This is a genomic window from Janthinobacterium sp. BJB401 (assembly GCF_013372745.1).
Classification (GTDB): domain Bacteria; phylum Pseudomonadota; class Gammaproteobacteria; order Burkholderiales; family Burkholderiaceae_D; genus Janthinobacterium; species Janthinobacterium rivuli.
The window spans coordinates 24,162-42,553 of sequence record NZ_JABXFH010000042.1 but is presented as its reverse complement, the minus strand read 5'-3'; the positions used below and the strand labels follow the sequence as shown (position 1 = coordinate 42,553).

19 protein-coding genes are annotated in these 18,392 nt (G+C 65.1%); 13 read left to right on the top strand and 6 right to left on the bottom strand.

The annotated features are described in order from the left end of the window. Window positions 1-2 precede the first annotated feature (2 nt). Together HWE17_RS22255 and HWE17_RS22250 are read right to left on the bottom strand one after the other, a co-directional pair. Entirely contained in the window at window positions 3-932 is a 930-nt protein-coding gene (locus tag HWE17_RS22255) for an AAC(3) family N-acetyltransferase (protein ID WP_176390277.1), read from the bottom strand. Further along, the gene (locus HWE17_RS22250; protein WP_176390276.1) at window positions 925-2,118 is read right to left on the bottom strand and encodes a hypothetical protein; all 1,194 of its coding nucleotides are present in this window, start codon (window positions 2,116-2,118) and stop codon (window positions 925-927) included. Before HWE17_RS22250 ends, HWE17_RS22255 begins: the two co-directional genes overlap by 8 nt. Before the next feature lie 133 nt (window positions 2,119-2,251). Here HWE17_RS22250 and HWE17_RS22245 point away from each other — a divergent pair, with 133 nt between their 5' ends. After that, window positions 2,252-2,479: a hypothetical protein gene (locus tag HWE17_RS22245; RefSeq protein WP_035819625.1), complete on the top strand. Its 228-nt coding sequence runs from the start codon at window positions 2,252-2,254 to the stop codon at window positions 2,477-2,479. Window positions 2,480-2,577: 98 nt separating this feature from the next. Continuing rightward, window positions 2,578-3,099, top strand: a complete 522-nt coding sequence (locus HWE17_RS22240; protein ID WP_176390275.1) for a GNAT family N-acetyltransferase — start codon at window positions 2,578-2,580, stop codon at window positions 3,097-3,099. Here the strand turns inward: HWE17_RS22240 and HWE17_RS22235 are convergent. The 4 genes from HWE17_RS22235 to HWE17_RS22220 all read right to left on the bottom strand — a co-directional run bounded on the left by HWE17_RS22235 (window position 3,086) and on the right by HWE17_RS22220 (window position 7,511). After that, complete coding sequence (locus HWE17_RS22235; RefSeq protein ID WP_176390274.1) at window positions 3,086-3,466, bottom strand: hypothetical protein; 381 nt, start codon at window positions 3,464-3,466, stop codon at window positions 3,086-3,088. The two genes, HWE17_RS22240 and HWE17_RS22235, sit on opposite strands and share 14 nt — an antisense overlap. A gap of 14 nt (window positions 3,467-3,480) precedes the next feature. After that, complete coding sequence (locus HWE17_RS22230) at window positions 3,481-5,175, bottom strand: hypothetical protein (RefSeq protein WP_176390273.1); 1,695 nt, start codon at window positions 5,173-5,175, stop codon at window positions 3,481-3,483. 12 nt (window positions 5,176-5,187) lie between these two features. Continuing rightward, complete coding sequence (locus tag HWE17_RS22225; RefSeq protein ID WP_176390272.1) at window positions 5,188-5,874, bottom strand: UPF0149 family protein; 687 nt, start codon at window positions 5,872-5,874, stop codon at window positions 5,188-5,190. A 131-nt stretch (window positions 5,875-6,005) separates the two neighbouring features. Then, a complete protein-coding gene (locus HWE17_RS22220; RefSeq protein ID WP_035819614.1) occupies window positions 6,006-7,511 on the bottom strand; it encodes a peptide MFS transporter in 1,506 nt (501 codons plus the stop codon). A 311-nt stretch (window positions 7,512-7,822) separates the two neighbouring features. Between HWE17_RS22220 and ppnN the strand changes: the two genes are divergently transcribed. From ppnN to HWE17_RS22165, 11 genes are all read left to right on the top strand, one after another. After that, window positions 7,823-9,193: a nucleotide 5'-monophosphate nucleosidase PpnN gene (gene ppnN, locus HWE17_RS22215; protein ID WP_035819612.1), complete on the top strand. Its 1,371-nt coding sequence runs from the start codon at window positions 7,823-7,825 to the stop codon at window positions 9,191-9,193. Window positions 9,194-9,381: 188 nt separating this feature from the next. Next, on the top strand, window positions 9,382-10,431 hold the full coding sequence (locus tag HWE17_RS22210; protein ID WP_099403127.1) for a LacI family DNA-binding transcriptional regulator: 1,050 nt from the start codon (window positions 9,382-9,384) through the stop codon (window positions 10,429-10,431). 198 nt (window positions 10,432-10,629) lie between these two features. After that, window positions 10,630-11,436 carry a transporter substrate-binding domain-containing protein gene (locus HWE17_RS22205; RefSeq protein WP_176390271.1) on the top strand — a complete coding sequence of 269 codons (807 nt, stop codon included), beginning with the start codon at window positions 10,630-10,632 and terminating at the stop codon, window positions 11,434-11,436. A gap of 90 nt (window positions 11,437-11,526) precedes the next feature. Then, the gene (locus HWE17_RS22200) at window positions 11,527-12,219 is read left to right on the top strand and encodes an amino acid ABC transporter permease (protein ID WP_176390270.1); all 693 of its coding nucleotides are present in this window, start codon (window positions 11,527-11,529) and stop codon (window positions 12,217-12,219) included. A gap of 1 nt (window position 12,220) precedes the next feature. Continuing rightward, window positions 12,221-12,871 (top strand): amino acid ABC transporter permease, encoded by a 651-nt coding sequence (locus HWE17_RS22195; RefSeq protein ID WP_176390269.1) that lies wholly within the window; start codon window positions 12,221-12,223, stop codon window positions 12,869-12,871. Continuing rightward, window positions 12,858-13,592: an amino acid ABC transporter ATP-binding protein gene (locus tag HWE17_RS22190; RefSeq protein ID WP_176390268.1), complete on the top strand. Its 735-nt coding sequence runs from the start codon at window positions 12,858-12,860 to the stop codon at window positions 13,590-13,592. Before HWE17_RS22195 ends, HWE17_RS22190 begins: the two co-directional genes overlap by 14 nt. Next, complete coding sequence (locus HWE17_RS22185) at window positions 13,589-14,335, top strand: TIM barrel protein (RefSeq protein ID WP_176390267.1); 747 nt, start codon at window positions 13,589-13,591, stop codon at window positions 14,333-14,335. Before HWE17_RS22190 ends, HWE17_RS22185 begins: the two co-directional genes overlap by 4 nt. Further along, window positions 14,332-15,279 (top strand): sugar kinase, encoded by a 948-nt coding sequence (locus HWE17_RS22180; protein WP_176390266.1) that lies wholly within the window; start codon window positions 14,332-14,334, stop codon window positions 15,277-15,279. Before HWE17_RS22185 ends, HWE17_RS22180 begins: the two co-directional genes overlap by 4 nt. Before the next feature lie 20 nt (window positions 15,280-15,299). After that, window positions 15,300-16,259 (top strand): D-glycerate dehydrogenase, encoded by a 960-nt coding sequence (locus HWE17_RS22175; protein WP_176390265.1) that lies wholly within the window; start codon window positions 15,300-15,302, stop codon window positions 16,257-16,259. A 35-nt stretch (window positions 16,260-16,294) separates the two neighbouring features. Beyond that, the gene (locus HWE17_RS22170; protein WP_176390264.1) at window positions 16,295-17,317 is read left to right on the top strand and encodes a porin; all 1,023 of its coding nucleotides are present in this window, start codon (window positions 16,295-16,297) and stop codon (window positions 17,315-17,317) included. Between the two features lie 12 nt (window positions 17,318-17,329). Then, window positions 17,330-18,331 (top strand): Gfo/Idh/MocA family protein, encoded by a 1,002-nt coding sequence (locus tag HWE17_RS22165; protein ID WP_176390263.1) that lies wholly within the window; start codon window positions 17,330-17,332, stop codon window positions 18,329-18,331. Window positions 18,332-18,392 lie beyond the last annotated feature (61 nt).

Here is an 18,392-nt window from a genome sequence, read left to right as displayed (position 1 = left end):
TTTCATGCGCGCCCGATGGGCCGCGCCGCCAGTTGCGCCGCGCTGGCGTAGATCGTCACGTGCTCAATGGCCAGCCGGTGCAGGTGCGCATAAAACGCCTGCGCCGGGATGCACCACGATTCCGCATCGCCCACCTGGCCGTTGACGCGCAGGCCGGCGGCATCGAACTCGCGCGCAAAATAATCGCGCAAATCATCCCGGCTTGCATGGTCGATGCGGCGCTGGGCGACGGCTTGGTCAAACGGGCGCACGGGCACGTCCCAGCGCCGGCCGGCGTGGTCCAGGCAAGCCAGCAGCTTTACATCGTCTTCCCATACGGGCACGGGAAAGGCGTCGCCCATGGCGTCTTCCAGCGCGTGATAGAACGTCACCGGCCCCATGGAAATGCCCAAACCCAGCACCTTCGCCTGCTCGCAGCCGATGAAGCGCTGCCACGGCGAGCCCATGCCGAAGATCGAGGGTGCGCGGTGGTGTGCCTCGGTCAGACAGGCGGCATGGCGGCCCCACGCGGACACGGAGTGTGTCGGGTGGATGCTGCGATGGATCGCATCACTGGCCAGGAAGGCTTCCGGCAGCCGCCCCATGTGCGTGCCATGGCGGCGCGGGTCGAACACATAGTCTTTCATTTCACAGGTGGCGCGCACGGTGCCGCCGGGCAGATAGTAGGTGGGCAGCAGCAGGGTGCCTTGCGGGCCGACGGCGTCTTGCAGGGCATGGACCACGGCCACTGCGCCGCCTTCCACATAGCCCAGGCTTTTCAGCGAAGAATGCACGAACAGCGTATCTCCGTGCGCGATGCCCAGCCGCGCCAGGCCGGCTGTCAGCACGGCGCGCGTCACGTGGGGCCTGCTCTGGCGCACGTGACTGGCGCTGGTGGCGCGGCGCCACGCTTCCAGCGCGGCGTGGATGGCGCTTTTTGTCTTTTCAAGCATCGCCAATTTGCATTTCCAGCAGGTTCGCATCGATGCAGAATTTGGCGGCCCAGTTCAGGTAGGACCAGCTGCCGTAGTCGCCATCGACGGGAAACGAGCCCTTGACGCCGCCGCGCGCGTGCGCGGGACCGTCGATGCTGATCGAACGCCGCACGTAACTATTCAGGCGGCGTCCCGCATCGAGGTAGCGCCGTTCGCCCGTGAGCTGGTACAGCAGGAACAGACAATGCGCGTTTTGCGCGGAACCCGTGAGGCAGGCGTAGCCGGCTCCTGGCTGGAAGTCGGGACCGAGGCGGCCGGCCAGGTAGCCGTCGGCCGCCACGGCCCTGACGATGCTCGTGCCGGTGCGCGCGGCGGCGTCCAGCAGGTCGGCGCGCGCGGAAAAGCGGTGCGCTTCGAGCAGGCCGCGCAAGGCGTAGCCGATGGTATGGGTCAGGGGCAGCAGCGGGTTGTCCAGGCAGTTGGAAGCAAACCAGCCGTTGGGGCGTTGCTTGCTCAGCGCCCAGTCGACCTGGCGCAGGCCGGCCGCGCCATAGCCGTGGCCTGGAGCGATGCGGTCCGCTTCGAACAGGCCCCAGGCCACGTGCGTTTCATAAGCCTTGTCGCCGGCGCTGGCGAACGGCGTCGGGTGGCGGCGCCAGCAGCCGTCGGCATCCTGGCTGTCGCGCAGCCAGCTTGCCGCGCGGTGCATGGCATCCTGGTAGGACGCGCCGTACGCCTCCACGCCGGCGGCCAGGCCAAGCAGGATCTGACCCGTGTTGAAGGTGACGGGCACGCGCGGGGTGGAGTCGATCTTCCCGCCCTGGAAGCCGCCTTGCGGGAACTGGATGGCCACGCACCAATCGAGCATGCGGCGCGCCCGCCCGTGCAGGGCCTCATCTTCACCATGATCTCCCGTGCGCCGCGCCAGGGCGATCATGGTGGGGATGATGTAGCCGGTGGTCTCCGGGTAGGAACTCGACCAGCCTGTCAGCAAATTGTAGTCGCGCGCGACGCCGCCGTCGTTTGAGCTGGAATGATCCTGCGCCGCGCATAGCCAGGCCGTGCAGGCCCTGACGATGGCTTGCGGGCCGGGGTCAAAGGCGGGCAGGCCGCGCCGGTCCGACAGCCGCTCCATGCGCGCCGCCGCCGGCAGGCCCGCCTGCGGCGCCAGTGTGTTGCGGATCTTCGTGAGCAAGGTGCGCATGGCATTCCATTTGGTGATTGGCTCAGGCCACTCTAGCGCCGGCAGCCGGCACGGCTATTGACTTGCCGCAAGGATTCGCTGCCGCCGGAATTGACGCATAATGGCTACTTCACCGTCGTCGACGAGGCCCGCCATGAACAATGTCACGCTTGAGTATTCGGTCGTCACCAATCCCGACTCCTTTGTCGGCTTCAAGTATTACGTCAAGGCGGGGCAGGCATTCGATGCCGACGATTTCGCCTATTCCTACAAGCTGAACCGATCCGACCTGGACCCGGACAGCGTGCTGGCCACGCGCGAGGCGGCGGCGAATCTGCAGCCGGGCGAGTGGCTGACGGTGTCGCACTCGATTGCGGCGTAGCGCTATGGCTGTGCGTTTCCACTTTAACTTTACCGGCCCGCCAGGGATCTATGCATCTGACTCTTTCAGCATTTCCTGATATTTCCATTGTTCCAACCTTGCCTGAACACGCGCAAGCGCTGGCCACCCTGGTGGCGCAAAACCGTGAGCACCTGCAAGCTTATTTGCCCGCCGTGGTGCAGCTGGACTCCTTCGGCGAGGCCCAGGCCTATCTGCAGGCCGCTTGCGCGCGCGCGGCCAGCGGTGACGTCCTGGAGTGGCATGTTTTCTCCGCTACGGCCTTGTGCGGCAGCATCCGCCTGAAAGACATCGACGCAGCGGAGCGCAATGCCCGGATCGGTTATTACCTCGGAAGCCAGTTCCAGGGCCGGGGCATCGCCAGCGCCGCGGTGCGCGCCGTCCTCGCGCATGCGTTTGGCGCGCTGCAGTTGCACCGCATCGAATTGCAGTGCGCTGCCGGCAATCACGCCAGCATGGCGCTGGCCGAGCGGCTGGGGTTTGCGCACGAGGGCGTGCTGCGGCAAGGGGAGCTGTTAAATGGCGTGTTTGTCGACCTGCACGTCTTTGGTTTGCTGCAGCCCGATTTTGTGCCGGAGGGTGTGGCCTTTAGCCAGGCATGAACCACGCCCGCAGCTCATCCTCGGCCCGCTGCGCCGTTGCCTGCGTCAAGGTCAAAACGATAATCTTTTCCTGCGCCGGGCGCTGCCCATCGCTGCAGGCCAGTTCGATGGTTTGCTCGAAACTCGTGTAGTCGTGGCCGAATTCATGCGGGCATTGCTGCACGATGCGCGCCGCCTTGCCGGCGTTCCTGTCCGCCAGGTTGATGATGGGATTGCCGTCATAGAATGGCTGGCCATTGGCAAACGCGGTGCGCAGATACGGCGCGCACTGGCCATCGAGGAAGGCCAGGCGTGCCTGCCAGTAGGCCTCGGCCGCCGCATACACGGCATGGTCCTCGAGAAAATCGGCAAACAGGATGTCGCTCATGGTGTTCTTTCCGGCTAGATGCCGAATATTTTTAAAATCGCGTCAGTAAACCCTTCGAACCAGCTGCCCACCTTGCCCGGCTGCTTGCCGTGGCGCGGGGTTTCCTCGTACAGGTAGACGCCGTTGTCGCCGTCGAAGCGGTCGTTGAGCAGCGCCTGCTGGCCGCGCAGGTAGGGGATGAAGGTTTCGCTGCGCAGGGTCGAATACAGCACGTCGGTGCTAAAACCCAGGGTGGCGGACTGGCTGATGGAGCGCCCCTGGCCGGCCCGTTCCAGGCGCACGCCGCGGCAGCCGCGCACGATCAGGGTGATGGGGCCGCGAAAGACGATGAAGCGCAGCTGCAAGGTAAGCCAGGCGTGCAGGCTGCCCAGGCGCCAGTGGCTGCTGATTGCCAAAGGCTGGCCCGCATCGCAGATCAATCCGACGAGGCCCCGTGGCTGGAACACGAGGGCGCTGCCGGCCGGCAGGTGGACGATGGCCACTTCCAGCAGCGGGTCGTCGCTGGCCGATATCGTCACGGATGCCGGCTCGCTGCTTTCCAGCCGCGTCAGCGCCACCATGCCGGCGGCCAGGCTGGTGAACGGGAAGCGCCAGTCCAGCAGCCACTGCGTGCGTTTATGTGTACTGACGGGCGACGATTGCAGGTATTCGGGGTGGATCAGCATCCGCTGGCCAGGCTGCAGCAGCAAGCCCTGCGAAACGGCGGAAATGCGCGATTCGCCCTGCGGCGGCAGGGGCAGGCTGGCGGCGTTGAGCTGCAATGCGCGCGCGATCGACAGCGGCGGCAAACGGGCAGCGACGGGTGCCAGCACGAAGTAAAAGAAGGCCTTGATCGCCACGGGCAGCAACATGGCAGACAAGACCAGCAGGGCGGCCGTGGGCGCCACATCCATGACGGGTGCGCGCCAGCGGGCGATCCAGTTGCGCGCCAGCTGGCTTTCGCCGGCCGTAATCGCCGCCTGCACGGGCGCCAGCGCGCCGGCCAAGGCTTGCTCATCGATGGCAAATGGCGCTGGACGGGCGGCGTTGCCGGTACGTCCGTGCTGCTTTGTCCAGGCCCGATACGCTTGCAGGTTGATCTCGCGCCAGCGCTGGCCCTGCGCTTCGAGTTGCGACAGCTGCGCATAGGCGTCGCTGCCGGGCAGGCGGGCCGCCAGCGGGTGCTGCGCTTCCAGTTGCCGGCGCTGGCGCAGGTTGGCTTGCAGTGCCGCATACGCGCGCACGTGGTCCGCATGCAGGCGCGCCAGCGTCTGGCGTGCATCTGTGCCGCTGACCGCCGCCTGCAGCGCGGTCAGATAACGGGCTTCCTGCGCCAGGACTTCGATCTCCACGCGGCGCGCCGCTTCGTCTTGCGCGTGCAGGGCCAGGGTGTTCGTGTCGGGCAGGGGGCGGGTGAACAGCGAGGGCTGCTGCCGCGCGCGCAAAGCCGTCAATTGCGCCTGCACTTGCGCCAGGCGCGCGGCGATGGCCGTGTGCGAGGCCGTTTGCAGGGCGTTGACCCGCGCCGTGGCGGCAGCGGCCAGGCCGGCGCCATGATGATCGGCGCCACCGGCGGCCAGCCTCAGCGCGGCGACGGCCTCGCTGCCGGCGCTGTAGGCGCGCCATTCGGCCAGCAGCATGCGTCCGGCCAGCAGGATGACGATGAACAGCGCGAACTGCAGCGCGTGGCGCAGCAGGAAGCGCAGGGTGGCCGTCAGCAGCTGGCGCAAGGAGATACCGTCTTAGGCGGCCGAGCTATCGGCGTCGGCACAGCATTTCTTGTACTTCTTGCCGCTGCCGCAGTGGCACGGGTCGTTGCGGCCCGTCTTCGGCAGTTCGCGCAAGACCGTGGCGCCGGGCTGGCTGTGTGCCTGGCTTTTCAGGTGGCGCTGGCGCGCCCAGGCCGCGTTGATGGCGATCACGGAAGGAATCACGCCATCCATGGCCGTTTCAGCGGCATCGTCATCGAGTTCGCCGGCCGTGGCCAGGTGCTGGAACGGTGCCAGGTATTGCGGTTGGCTGACGGCCAGGGCCGCCCATTGGGGCTTGTCCAGGCTCGTGCCCAAGATAAAACCGGCGCACCAGGCGGGCACGCTCCATTCGGGGCCGCACACATAGATGGGCTCGAAGCTGTCCGGGTCCTTCGCCAGCCATTCGACCATGTAGGCGTGGTGGCGCTGCGCCAGGCTGGCCGCCCGTTCGCTGGCCTCATCCTGTGCTGGCGAGGCGCTGCCGGTCGCCTTGTCCCACACCCACGGCAGCCACTGTTCCGGCGCGATCTGTTTCGGGCTCAGGGCGACAGCCGTGAGGAAACCTTCCAGCATCGACACGTCCATGGCACGGCCGGCCAGGGCAGGCGCGGCCAGCAGGGTGTCGAGTTCGGCGTATTCGTCGTCGGAGAGGGGCGTGGTGGTGGAGATGCTGGACATAATATTCTTTGGTGATGTGAGTGGAGTGGCCGGTGGCCCTGGCCGTATTGTACCGCCCGGCAAGGGGAAAACCGGCGCTGGAATGAAAAACGGCGGCCCGCAGGCCGCCGTTGTCAGCTAAGGCAGAACGCTTACTTCACGCCATGCATCAGTTTGTTGATCAGCGGTGCGATCAGGAACAGGATCACGCCGGCGCCCAGCAGGGACCAGAAACCGAAGGTGTAGCCGGACAGTGCCGACTGCACCGACATGCCGCTGGTGCCGCTGACGTGGCTGGCGAAGATGCCCGACAGGTTGTTGCCGATACCAGTCGACAGGAACCAGCCGCCCATGCCCAGGCCGACCAGGCGCACTGGCGCCAGCTTGGTGACCATCGACAGGCCGATAGGCGACAGGCACAGCTCGCCGATCGATTGCAGCACGTAGACGGTGGTCAGGGTCCAGAACGGGATCTTGTTGTCGGCGCCAACCAGACTCGACAGAGCGAAGATCAGCAAACCGAAGGCCAGCGCATTGCCCAGCAAGCCCAGGCCGAATTTGCGCGGGATCGACGGATTGACGTTGTGGCGCGCCAGGAAGACCCAGATGGCGGCAATGATCGGCGCGAAGACGATGATGGCGACCGAATTGACGGTCTGGAAGTAGGCGGTCGGGAAGATCCAGAAGCCCAGGTCGCGGTTGACGATCTTGTCAGCCAGGAAGGTAAACGAGCTGCCTGCCTGCTCGAAGAACATCCAGAACAGGATGTTGAAGACAAAGATCAGCAGCATGGCGATGACACGGTCACGCGCCACTTTGCCGTTGCGTATGCCTTCGAACATCAGCATCACGGCCAGGCCGACGAACAGCACGGTCAGGACGATTTGCAGCTTTTCAGCGCCGACGGTCAAGAGGAAGTACATCAGCGGGATCACGCACAGGGAACCGACGGCCACCCAGACGACGCGCATCGGGTTGCCGGAACCGGCTTCCGGAGCGCCGATGCCTTTCAGGGCGCGGCGGCCGATGGCGAACCATACCAGGCTGATCAGCATGCCGAAACCGGACGCCATGAAGACCATCTTGTACGACGGCATGGCGCTGGTGCCGAAGATCGACTCGGCCAGCCACTGGGTGAAGACAGGGGCAACCATGGCGCCCATGTTGATACCCATGTAGAAGATCGTGAAGCCACTGTCGCGGCGCGGATCGGCGGTCGTGTACAGCTTGCCGACCATGGTCGAGATGTTCGGCTTGAACATGCCGTTACCGACGATCATGGTGGCCAGGCCCAGGTTGAAGATGTCCTGGTTCGGCACCGAGATGCAGAACAGGCCGGCTGCCATGAAGACGGCGCCCAGCAGAATCGAGCGCTGGTAACCGATGACCCGGTCGGCGATGTAGCCGCCGAACAGGGCGCCGGCGTACACCAGCGCGAGGAAGGAACCGTAGGTAAGGTTGGCCGCTGCCTGTCCCGAACCGTCGCCAGCGTGGAACTGGGCCACGATGTACAGTACCAGCGCCCAGCGAACTCCGTAGAACGCGAAGCGTTCCCAGAATTCAGTCATGAACAACATCCACAATGGGCTTGGATGGCCCATAATCTGCTTGAACTCGGGAATAACGGCTTCCTTGTTGGGCGTAGTCGCACCGCTCATGCGGTTCCTCCTGAAAAATTATTATAGTCAATCGATACAACGAACTTATGGAAGCCTGCGGGCGGCGGGGACTCTCATGAAGAACCTCACGCACGGGAATTCCAATAGGCTGGCATTCTAATCTACAAATTGCGCTGAGCGAAGATTTCGATTCGCATTAGCAAGAATGACTGTTTCATATTGTTCAAACCGGTTTGCAGGCAAGGGCGGCGCCGGCGATTTTGCGGCGGCACAGCACAACTTGCCTGACTTGTCGTATATTAAGGCTGCATGACCTTCGAGCATCGATTTTTAAAGGGATTTTTCGCATTATGGAACACGACGTTATCGATACTCTGGTTTCACCGGAAGGCCGCCTGGACGTGCTCTCCAAGACTGAAGTCAACAAACTGCTCGACACCAGCCAGGGCGGCCTGTACAACACTTTCCGCCGCTGCGCGCTGGCGGTCCTGAATTGCGGCAGCACCATCGACGATGGCCGCGCCCTGCTGGAGCGCTACCAGTCGTTTGAAATTTCCATCATCCAGCGCGAGCGCGGCATCAAGCTCGACATCAAGGGCGCGCCGGCCATCGCCTTTGTCGACGGCAAGATGATCAAGGGCATCCACGAGCACCTGTTCGCCGTGCTGCGCGACATCATCTTCGTCAGCGATGAAGTGACGGGCAACCCGAAATTCGACTTGCAGAGCACGGAAGGCGTGACGGACGCCGTCTTCCACATCCTGCGCAACGCGAATGTGCTGCAAACCCAGCTCAACCCGAACCTGGTCGTCTGCTGGGGCGGCCACTCGATCAACCGCGCCGAATACAATTATTCGAAGGAAGTGGGCTACCAGCTGGGCTTGCGCGGCCTCGATATCTGCACCGGCTGCGGCCCCGGCGCCATGAAGGGCCCCATGAAGGGCGCCACCATCGGCCATGCCAAGCAGCGTTTGCACAATGGCCGCTATCTGGGCATCACCGAGCCGGGCATCATCGCGGCCGAGTCGCCGAATCCTATCGTCAATGACCTGGTCATCATGCCGGACATCGAAAAACGCCTGGAAGCGTTCGTGCGCGCCGGCCACGGCATCGTCGTCTTCCCCGGCGGCGCGGGCACGGCCGAAGAGATTCTGTATATCCTCGGCATCCTGCTGCACCCGGACAACGCGGAGATTCCCTTCCCGCTGATTTTCACGGGGCCGGAAACGTCGCGCGAGTACTTCGTGCAGATCAACCAGTTCATCCACGACACCCTGGGCCCGGAAGCGCAGCAGCGCTATAAAATCATCATCGACGACCCGGAACTGGTGGCGCGCGAGATGCTCGAAGGCATACGCCAGGTGCGCGAATTCCGCAAGGCGCACAGCGACGCGTATTACTTCAATTGGCTCTTGAAGATCGACCACGAGTTCCAGAAGCCGTTCCACCCCACGCATGAAAACATGCGCAACCTGAGCCTGCACAAGAACCAGCCCACGCACTTGCTGGCGGCCCAGTTGCGCCGCGCGTTTTCCGGCGTGGTGGCGGGTAACGTCAAGGATGACGGCATCCGTTCGATCGAAGAGCATGGCAACTTCGAGATCCACGGCGACAAGTCCATCGCCGGCCCGATGGATGCGCTGCTCGCTTCCTTCGTGGCGCAGCACCGCATGAAACTGGCGGGCACGGCATACGTGCCTTGCTACACCGTCGTCCAGTAATTTTTTAGTCAGCGCCGCCCGCCCTCAGCATTTGCCGGGGTCGGGCGGCGTTTTTTTATTCATGCCCCCGTCGTGTTCCTTCGCCGCCACAGGCAATCAAATCGCTTGCGTCATCGATGCGTGGGTGCTATCTTTGGAACCGGTTCCAAAATAAAAATATGCAGATCAACAGGCAGTGGAGATAGACCTTGGATTCAGTACGCGGCAGCAAAAAAACCCTCTCCGGCGAGCCGGCAAGGCCCGTGACCATCGCCCAGGTGGCGCGCGAGGCGGGCGTGTCGAAGACGAGCGTATCGCGCTTTCTCGGCGGCGAGCTCGACGCCCTGTCCGAGAATATCCGCCAACAGATCACCAGCACCATCGCGCGCCTCGGCTACCAGCCGAACCAGATGGCGCGCGGCCTCAAGCGGGGACGCACGCGCCTGATCGGCATGGTCGTGGCGGACATGCTCAATCCCTACACGGTGGCCGTGCTGCAAGGCGTGGAGGCGGCTTGCCAGCAACATGGCTATACCTTGATTCTGTGTAATACCGGCAATGACGAACAGCGCGAACGCCAGTCGCTGGCCGCGCTGCGCTCGTACAGCGTGGAAGGGCTGATCGTCAACACGCAAGGGCGCAATATCGAGTCGTCCGACTTGCAGCAGGCGGGCATGCCCATCGTGCTGGTCGACCGCCGCATCGAGGGTGCCGATTTCGACCTGGTGGGGCTGGACAATGTGCAGGCGGGCCGCCTGGCTACCGCGCATCTGATCGAGCAGGGTTTCGACGCCATCGCCTTTATCGCGCCGCCATTGACGGGCGTCAGTTCGCGCCTGATGCGCGCCGACGGTTTCCAGTCCGTGATGGCCGAGTATCCGGGCTGCGTGGGCGAAGTGCTGGCGGTGGACCTGGACGACCGGCCCTCCATCGACGCGCAGGTACGGGAATGCCTGGCGCAGTGGCGCGGCCGCCGCGTGGCGCTGCTGGCCTCGAACGGCATGGTGGCGCTGGAACTGGCGCTGATGCTGCAGCGCCTGGCCTTGAGCATGCCGCAGGACGTGGGCTTGCTGGGCTTTGACGAATTGCCATGGTCGCCGCTGGCGGGCCTGAGCACGATCGAGCAGCAGACGTACGAGATCGGCTTTACTGCGATGACGTGCATGCTGTCGCGCCTGCAGGGCGAGCAATGCCCGCCGCGCGAGGTGCTGTTGCCAGGCAAGCTGATCGTGCGCAATTCCACCCGGGGCGGCGACTGACGGGAAAGAGGGCCTTGCCCTTTTTTTTTGGAAAGGTTATGGAACCGGTTTCATAGATTGTATTCACACTGGAAAGGGGAGTGGATAGTCAAGCGTAGTAAAGGTGGAAAACGGCAAGAGACGAAATAAATCGTCCATTTGACAATATTCCCGGAAGTGCCTCGACGAGGCCGGTACCGGGATCACAGGAGACTGAGCATGAAGATGACGACACTGTTTTACGCAAAAATCGTGGCTTGCGCGCTGGCAGCAACATGCGCCCTCGGCGCGGCGGCCGACGCCGGCGCCCAGACGCTTGGCGACTTGATCAAGAAGGGCAAGCTGACCATCGGCGTGGTCAGCGGCACGCCGCCGTTTGGCAGCATCGACGCCAAGGGCGCGCCCGTCGGCTATGACGTCGACGTGGCCAACCTGATCGGCAAATACCTGAACCTGCCCGTCGAAATCGTGCCGCTGACGGCGCCCTCGCGCGTGCCGTCGCTGGAATCGGGCAAGGTCGACTTCCTCGTCGCGACCCTGGCGCCCACGCCGGAACGGGCCAAGACCCTGATGTTCACCATGCCCTACAGCGCTTTCGAGCTGGCCATCGTCGCGCCGGTCGGCGGCAAGTTCAAGGCCCTGGCCGACTTGAAGGGCAAGAAAGTGGGCGTGACGCGCGGCACCACGAACGACACGGCGCTGAGCCGCATGGCGCCGGCCGGCACGGCCATCGTGCGTTTCGAGGATGACGCCACCGTCACCCAGGCTTTGCTCAGCAAGCAGGTCGATGCCGTCTCGATCCCCAGCACGATGGCGCTCGACATCATCAAGACGCGCGGCGCGGGCAAGATCGAGGTCCGCTTCGCCTACTCGCTGCAACCGAACTCGATGGCCGTGCGCCGCGGCGACTTCGAGCTGCACCAGTGGCTCAACAACTTCATCTACTACGTCAAGCTGAACGGTGAACTCGACGCCATCGCGCGCAAGTGGAGCGGCGCGCCGCTGCCGGCGCTGCCGACCTTCTGATGCCGCCACCCGCACAGCGATAGTGCTCGTCCGCACGGCGCGCCGTCATGGTGGCGCGGCCGGGGACGTGCACGTAGAAAGGAGTTGAGTATGCCGTATGAATTTCATTTCGAACTCGTCATGCAATCGCTGGACCGCCTGTTGTGGGGCGCGGCGCTGACGATACGCCTGAGCGCCCTGTCCATGGTGCTGGGGCTGGCGGTGGGCGTGTGCGCCGCCGTCATCCTGAAGAACGGTCCCGCCTATGCCCGCGCAGTGGTGCGCGCGTATGTCGAGGTGATCCGCAGCACGCCATTCCTGGTGCAGCTGTTCATCATCTACTTCGGCTTGCCGTCGCTGGGCCTGCAGCTCGACGCGAACGGCGCCGCGCTCGTCGCCATGACGGTCAACCTCGGTGCTTATGCTGCCGAGATCGTGCGGGCCGGCATCGGCGCCGTGCATCCGTCGCAGCTGGAGGCGGCCCAGGCCCTGGGCATGACGCGCTGGCAGGTGATGCGCCACGTGGTGCTGCTGCCGGCGCTGGAAAAAGTGTATCCGGCGCTGGCCAGTCAGTTCACCTTGATGATGCTGGCATCGAGCGTGGTGTCGGCCATTTCCGCCGAGGAGCTGACGGCCGCCGCCCACCTGCTCGACTCGGAAACCTTCCGCAGCTTCGAGATCTACATCGTCGTGATGGTGCTGTACATCGTGCTGGCCCTGCTGTTCCGCTTCAGCTTCTGGGTGCTGGGCCAGATCGTCTTCAAACGCCGCCGCCGTCTGGGCGCGGTGCGCATGGGAGCATGACATGATCAGTGACTTTTCCTGGGATAACCTGCAATTCCTGCTCGAGGCCACGCGCTGGACCATCGGCCTGTCGCTGATCGTCTTCATCACGGGCGGCATCGCCGGCTTCGCGGTGGCGCTGCTGCGCACGGCGCGCAGCCCGCTCCTGCGCTTCATCAGTGCCCTGTACATCCAGCTGGTCCAGGGCACACCCGTGCTGATCGTGCTGTTTTTGACCTATTACGGCCTGGCCCTGTTTGGCTACAAGCTGTCGCCGATCATCGCGGCCGGCGCGGCGATGACGATCTTTGCCAGCGCCTACCTGGGCGAGATCTGGCGCGGCTGCATCGAAGGCGTGCAGCGTCAGCAGTGGGAAGCATCGGCCGCGCTGGCGCTGAACCGCTACCAGCAGCTGCGCTACGTCATCCTGCCGCAGGCGCTGCGCCATTCGCTGCCGCCGACCGTGGGCTTCATGGTGCAGATCATCAAGAACACTTCGATCACCTCGATCATCGGCGTGGTGGAACTGACGCGGGCAGGGCAATTGGTCAGCAATGCGACCTTCCTGCCGTTCATCGTCTTCCCCATCGTCGCCCTGATCTACTTCGCGATGTGCTATCCGCTGTCGCGCTACAGCCATTCACTGGAAAGGAAATTCCATGCCCATCGTTGACATCGACAATATCAGCAAGAGCTTCGGCGCCAATCACGTGCTCAAGGGCGTGTCGTTCGCCGTCGAGCGGGGCCAGGTGATCGCCGTGATCGGCCGCAGCGGCTCGGGAAAAAGCACCATGCTGCGCTGCATCAACGGCCTGGAGACCATCGACAGCGGCAGCATCGTCGTGGCCGGCCATACGCTGACGGCGCGCCAGGAACACCTGCTCGACTTGCGCAAGGACGTCGGCATGGTCTTCCAGAGCTACAACCTGTTCCCCCACCTGACGGTGGAAGAAAACGTCATGCTGGCGCCGCGCATCGTCAAGAAGGTGCCCGATGCCCAGGGCCGTGCCACGGCGCTGCGCGTGCTCAAGCAGGTGGGCCTGGACCACAAGCGCGAAGCCTATCCCGAGCAGCTGTCGGGTGGCCAGCAGCAGCGCGTGGCGATTGCCCGTTCGCTGGCGATGGAGCCGCAAGTGATGCTGTTCGACGAAGTGACGTCGGCGCTCGACCCGGAACTGACGCAGGAAGTGCTGAAGGTGATGGAGGAACTGGCGCAGGAGGGCATGACGATGCTGCTGGTGACGCACGAGATGGAGTTCGCGCGGCGCATGGCCGACGTCACCGTCTTCATGCACCAGGGATTGGTGTGGGAGAGCGGGCCGTCGGAAGCCTTCTTCAGCAACCCGCAAACGCCCGAAGCGCGCCAGTTCGTCGGCGCGGGAGCGATCAAGTGAGCCCCGTCCTGGTGGCGGCGTCGGCCTACGGCGCAAGCAGGGTAAGACAGCTGGGGCAAAGCCATTTCATCGACGTGGTGGCCGATGCGGGCGGCGCTGGCATCGAGATCCGCCGCGAACTGTTCACCTCCGACTTGCCAGATCTGGCGCGCATGGGTGCTGCGGTGGCCGCGCGCGGTCTGTACTGCGTGTATTCCACGCCCATCGAATTGTGGGACGCGGAAGGGCTGCTGCGCCACGAACTGCTGCGGCAAATGCTGGATGAGGCGGCGCGCCTGGGCGCGCGCTACCTGAAGGTGTCGCTGGGCCATTACCCGGCCGCGCCGGACTTGCCGGCCTTGAAGGCCCAGCTGGAGGCCGCGCCCGTGGCGCTGCTGGTGGAAAACGACCAGACGGCCCATGGCGGCAAGCTCGCGCCGATGGCGCGCTTCCTGGCGGCGGCGCGCGACATCGGGCTGCCGGTGGGGCTGACCTTCGACATCGGCAACTGGCGCTGGGTGGGCGAGGATGCGCAGCATGCGGCGCGCCTGCTGGCGCCGTACGTGCGCTATGTGCACTGCAAGGCTGTTCTCGATGACGGGGGCCGGCTGTCCGCCTGCGCCGTTTCCGAAGCTGATCCCGCCTGGCGCGCCGTCTTTGCGCACTTTGCGCCCGGTGTGCAGCGGGCCATCGAATTCCCGCTCGAAGGCGCCGACCTGGTGGCCGAAACGGGCCGCTACATTCAGATACTGGAGGCCGCATGATGAAGCTTGACGTTGTCACCTACGGCGAAGCGATGGCGATGTTCGTTGCCGAGCAAACGGGAGACCTGGCGGCCGTGGCGCACTTTACGCGCCGCCTGGCCGGCGCCGAGACGAATGTCGCCATCGGCCTGGCGCGCCTGGGCTTGAAAGTCGGCTGGCTGAGCCGGGTGGGCGACGACTCGTTCGGCCGCTTCATCCGCGCCAGCGTGCAGGCCGAAGGTGTCGATTGCAGCCGGGTCGTTGCCGTCGCCGGCCAGTCCAGCGGCTTCCTGCTCAAGGAAAAGGCCGAGAACGGCGCCGATCCGCTGGTCGAATACTTCCGCAAGGGTTCCGCCGCCAGCCGGCTGGCGCCCGAGCATTTCGACCCCGCCTATTTCCTGTCAGCGCGCCATTTGCACGCCACGGGCGTGGCCGCGGCGCTGTCCGAGACCAGCCTGGCGTTCGCCGGCCAGGCGCTCGACTTCATGCGCGCGAATGGCCGCAGCGTGTCGTTCGACCCGAACCTGCGGCCGTCGCTGTGGCCGTCGCAAGCCGTCATGGTCGAACAGATCAACCGCCTCGCCGCCAAGGCGGACTGGGTGCTGCCCGGCCTGGGGGAGGGAAAAATCCTCACCGGCCACGACCTGCCGCACGACGTCGCCGGCTTTTACCTGCAGCAGGGCGCGCGGCTGGTGGTCGTCAAGCTGGGCGCCGAGGGCGCCTATTACCGCACGGCCGAGGGCGACAGCGGCATGGTGGCGGGCGAGCGCGTGGCCAACGTGGTCGACACGGTGGGCGCCGGAGACGGCTTCGCTGCCGGCCTGGTCAGCGCCTTGCTGGAGGGCTTGCCGCTGGCGCAGGCGCTAGGGCGCGGCAACCGGGTCGGTGCCTTCGCCATCCAGGTGGCGGGCGACATGGAAGGCTTGCCGACCCGCGCCCAGCTCGACGCGCTGGATCCATCTTGAACCGAACAGGAGAAAAACCCGTGAAAAAACATGTGCTTGTCTATAAAAAGCTGGCCGAACCGCTGCTGGCGCGCCTGCGCGCCGAATGCGAGGTGACGTACTTCGAGTCTATCGATGCGGGCAACCGCGCCGCGTTCGCCGCCGCCATCCGCGGCGCGCACGGTTTGCTGGGCGCCAGCGTGCGCCTGGACCGCGAACTGCTGGACCCGGCCGCCAACCTGCACATCATTTCCACCATTTCCGTGGGCGTCGACCAGTTCGACGTCGATTACCTGCGCGAAAGGGGCATCCTGCTGGCCAATACGCCGGACGTGCTGACGGAAACGACGGCCGACACCATCTTCGCGCTGATCCTCGCCAGCGCGCGCAGGGTCGTCGAACTGGCCGAATTCGTCAAGGCCGGACGGTGGACGCGCAGTGTGGGTGAAAGCCAGTACGGCGTCAACGTGCACGGCAAGACCATCGGCATGCTGGGCATGGGCCGCATCGGCCGCGCCGTCGCCCGCCGCGCCGCGCTGGGCTTCGGCATGCAGGTGCTGTACGTGAACGGCGAAGCGGTGCCCGAGGTGGAAGCGGCGCTGGGCGCGCGCCAGGTGGCGCTCGACGATTTGCTGGCCGGCTCCGATTTCGTCTGCGTCGTGCTGCCGCTGACGGCGCAGACGGAACGCATGATGGGCCGGCGCGAGTTCGCGCTGATGCGCCCCGGCGCCATCTTCATCAACGGTTCGCGCGGGCGCATCGTCGACGAGGCGGCGCTGATCGAGGCGCTGCAGCAGGGCACCATCCACGGCGCCGGTCTCGACGTGTTCGAGCGTGAACCGCTGGCGCCGGACAATCCGCTGCCGGGCATGGCCAACGTGGTGGCGCTGCCGCATATCGGCTCGGCCACGCATGAAACGCGCTATGCCATGGCGCAGCAGGCCGTGGACAACCTGCTGGCCGGCTTGCGCGGCGCGCGTCCGCGCCACCTGGTCGGCTAAGAACAGTATCCATAAAAAGACAGACAGGGAAAGAAATGAAGAACAAGGTAGCAAGGGCAATCATCATCGGCGCGGGTGCTTGCGGCGGCCTGTGTAGCGCGCAGTCGAACGTGACCATGTATGGCATCGCGGACCTGGGCGTTGTGTCCGAGAACGGTGGCCCAGGGGGCAGGGTGCTCAAGGTGACGAGCGGCATCGCCAACGGCTCGCGGCTCGGTTTCAAGGGCAGCGAAGACCTGGGCGGCGGCATGACGGCGATCTTTACGATGGATGCGGGCATCCTGGCCGACACGGGCGCTTCGGCCCAGGGCGGCCTGCTGTTCGGACGCCAGGCATTCGTCGGCCTGGCCGGCGCGGCGGGCACCTTGCGTCTGGGCCGCCAGTACACATTCATCGACAGCAGCCTGGGTGTGCTGGATCCGTTTTACCTGGGTTTTGCGGGCAGGATGAGCAATGTCTTCACGGCCGGCTACATCAGCCGGGTCGACAACAGCATTACCTACAGTTCGCCCGTGCGCGGGGGACTCTCCGGCGAGCTGGCGTACGGCTTCGGCGAAGTGCCGGGCGACGCGTCGGCCAAACGCTACGCGGGCGCGGCCACCACCTATGCCAGCGGATCGCTGTACGTGCGCATGGCGCACCAGGATGCCAATACGCTGTCGACCGCGCTGGTGGCGGGCAGGGCGCGCAACACGGTGCTGGGCGCCACCTGGGACTTCGGCGTGGTCAAGGCGCATGGCGCCGTCGCCGTCAGCAAGAGCACGGCTGGCGCCGCCGCCACGGTCGACAGCGCGGACCTGATGCTGGGCGCCACCGTGCCTGTCGGGCCGCACAGAGTCCTGTTCTCGTACGTGCGACGCGACGACCGGCGCGCCGCCAACGGCGACGCTTCTCAAATCGGCATCGGCTACACCTACGCGCTGTCGAAGCGCAGCACCTTGTATGCGGCCTATGCGCACATCGACAACCGCAATGGCGCCGCCTATGTGGTGGGCAACGCCACCGACAACGGTACCGGCAACCAGGCCTGGAACCTGGGCCTGCGCCACACTTTTTAAGGGGAGAATCGAATGAAGAAAATCGGATGGATTTTGGTCGGTGCCAGCACCGTGGCGCGCGAATGGATGGTCGACGCAATCGGCCAGCAGGGCGACGCGGAAGTGCTGGCCGTGGTCAGCCGGGACGCCGCGCGCGGCGCCGCCTTTGCCGAACAATTTGGCATCGCCGCCAGCTACACGGACCTCGACGCGGCGCTCGCGCATCCGGGCGCGGACGCCGTGTACATCAGCACCACCAACGAATGGCACATGGCGCAGACCTTGCAGGCGGCGCGCGCCGGCAAGCACGTGCTGTGCGAGAAACCGCTGGCGCTGAACCTGGAGGACGCCCGCCGCATGGTGGACGGCTGTGCCGAAGCGGGCGTGGTGCTGGGGATTAATCACCACCTGCGCAACGCGGCCAGCCACGGCAAGGTGCGCGAGCTGATACGCGCCGGCGAGATCGGCCAGCCCCTGTATGGCCGCGTGCTGCACGCGAATAACCTGCCGCAGCACCTGCGCGGCTGGCGCCTGGACGCGCCGGAGTCGGGTGGCGTCACGCTCGACATGTTCGTGCACGATGTCGACACCCTGCGCTTTCTGCTCGACTCGGAGCCGCGCTACGTCACGGCCTGCGCCACCAGCGGCGGCATGACGGTGGCCGGGCTGGAAGAGGGTCTGATGGCCGTCATCGAGTTCGACAACGGCACGCTGGTGCAGGTGCATGACGCGTTCAACGCGCCGTATTCGCTGTCCGGCGTGGAAATCATCGGCACGAAGGGCACCATCTTCGCCACCGGCGTGATGACGCAGCGCCCCGTCGGCAGCATCAGCCTGACGCGCGACGGCGGCAGCATTGACATCCCCGTCGAGCATGAAAACCTGTACGTGCGCTCGGTGCGCGCCTTCCAGCGCGCCATGCGCGGCGAAGGGCAGCCGGCCGCCACGGGCGATGACGGCATGCGCGCGCTGGCCACGGCATTGGCGGCGCAGCAGGCCAGCCGCAGCCACCAGCGCGTTACCCTGGCCGGCTGATACGGCCGCAGATGTAAAAAAGCCGCCTGATCGCAAAATCAGGCGGCTTTTTATCGGCTTG

Coding starts and splice junctions, on each gene's coding strand:
- HWE17_RS22190 (WP_176390268.1), top strand. CDS start 12,858: ATGCCCATCGTTGACATCGACAATATCAGCAAGAGCTTCGGCGCCAAT.
- HWE17_RS22245 (WP_035819625.1), top strand. CDS start 2,252: ATGAACAATGTCACGCTTGAGTATTCGGTCGTCACCAATCCCGACTCC.
- HWE17_RS22220 (WP_035819614.1), bottom strand. CDS start 7,511: ATGAGCGGTGCGACTACGCCCAACAAGGAAGCCGTTATTCCCGAGTTC.
- HWE17_RS22225 (WP_176390272.1), bottom strand. CDS start 5,874: ATGTCCAGCATCTCCACCACCACGCCCCTCTCCGACGACGAATACGCC.
- HWE17_RS22250 (WP_176390276.1), bottom strand. CDS start 2,118: ATGCGCACCTTGCTCACGAAGATCCGCAACACACTGGCGCCGCAGGCG.
- HWE17_RS22205 (WP_176390271.1), top strand. CDS start 10,630: ATGAAGATGACGACACTGTTTTACGCAAAAATCGTGGCTTGCGCGCTG.
- HWE17_RS22170 (WP_176390264.1), top strand. CDS start 16,295: ATGAAGAACAAGGTAGCAAGGGCAATCATCATCGGCGCGGGTGCTTGC.
- HWE17_RS22255 (WP_176390277.1), bottom strand. CDS start 932: ATGCTTGAAAAGACAAAAAGCGCCATCCACGCCGCGCTGGAAGCGTGG.
- HWE17_RS22195 (WP_176390269.1), top strand. CDS start 12,221: ATGATCAGTGACTTTTCCTGGGATAACCTGCAATTCCTGCTCGAGGCC.
- HWE17_RS22235 (WP_176390274.1), bottom strand. CDS start 3,466: ATGAGCGACATCCTGTTTGCCGATTTTCTCGAGGACCATGCCGTGTAT.
- HWE17_RS22200 (WP_176390270.1), top strand. CDS start 11,527: ATGCCGTATGAATTTCATTTCGAACTCGTCATGCAATCGCTGGACCGC.
- HWE17_RS22165 (WP_176390263.1), top strand. CDS start 17,330: ATGAAGAAAATCGGATGGATTTTGGTCGGTGCCAGCACCGTGGCGCGC.
- ppnN (WP_035819612.1), top strand. CDS start 7,823: ATGGAACACGACGTTATCGATACTCTGGTTTCACCGGAAGGCCGCCTG.
- HWE17_RS22180 (WP_176390266.1), top strand. CDS start 14,332: ATGATGAAGCTTGACGTTGTCACCTACGGCGAAGCGATGGCGATGTTC.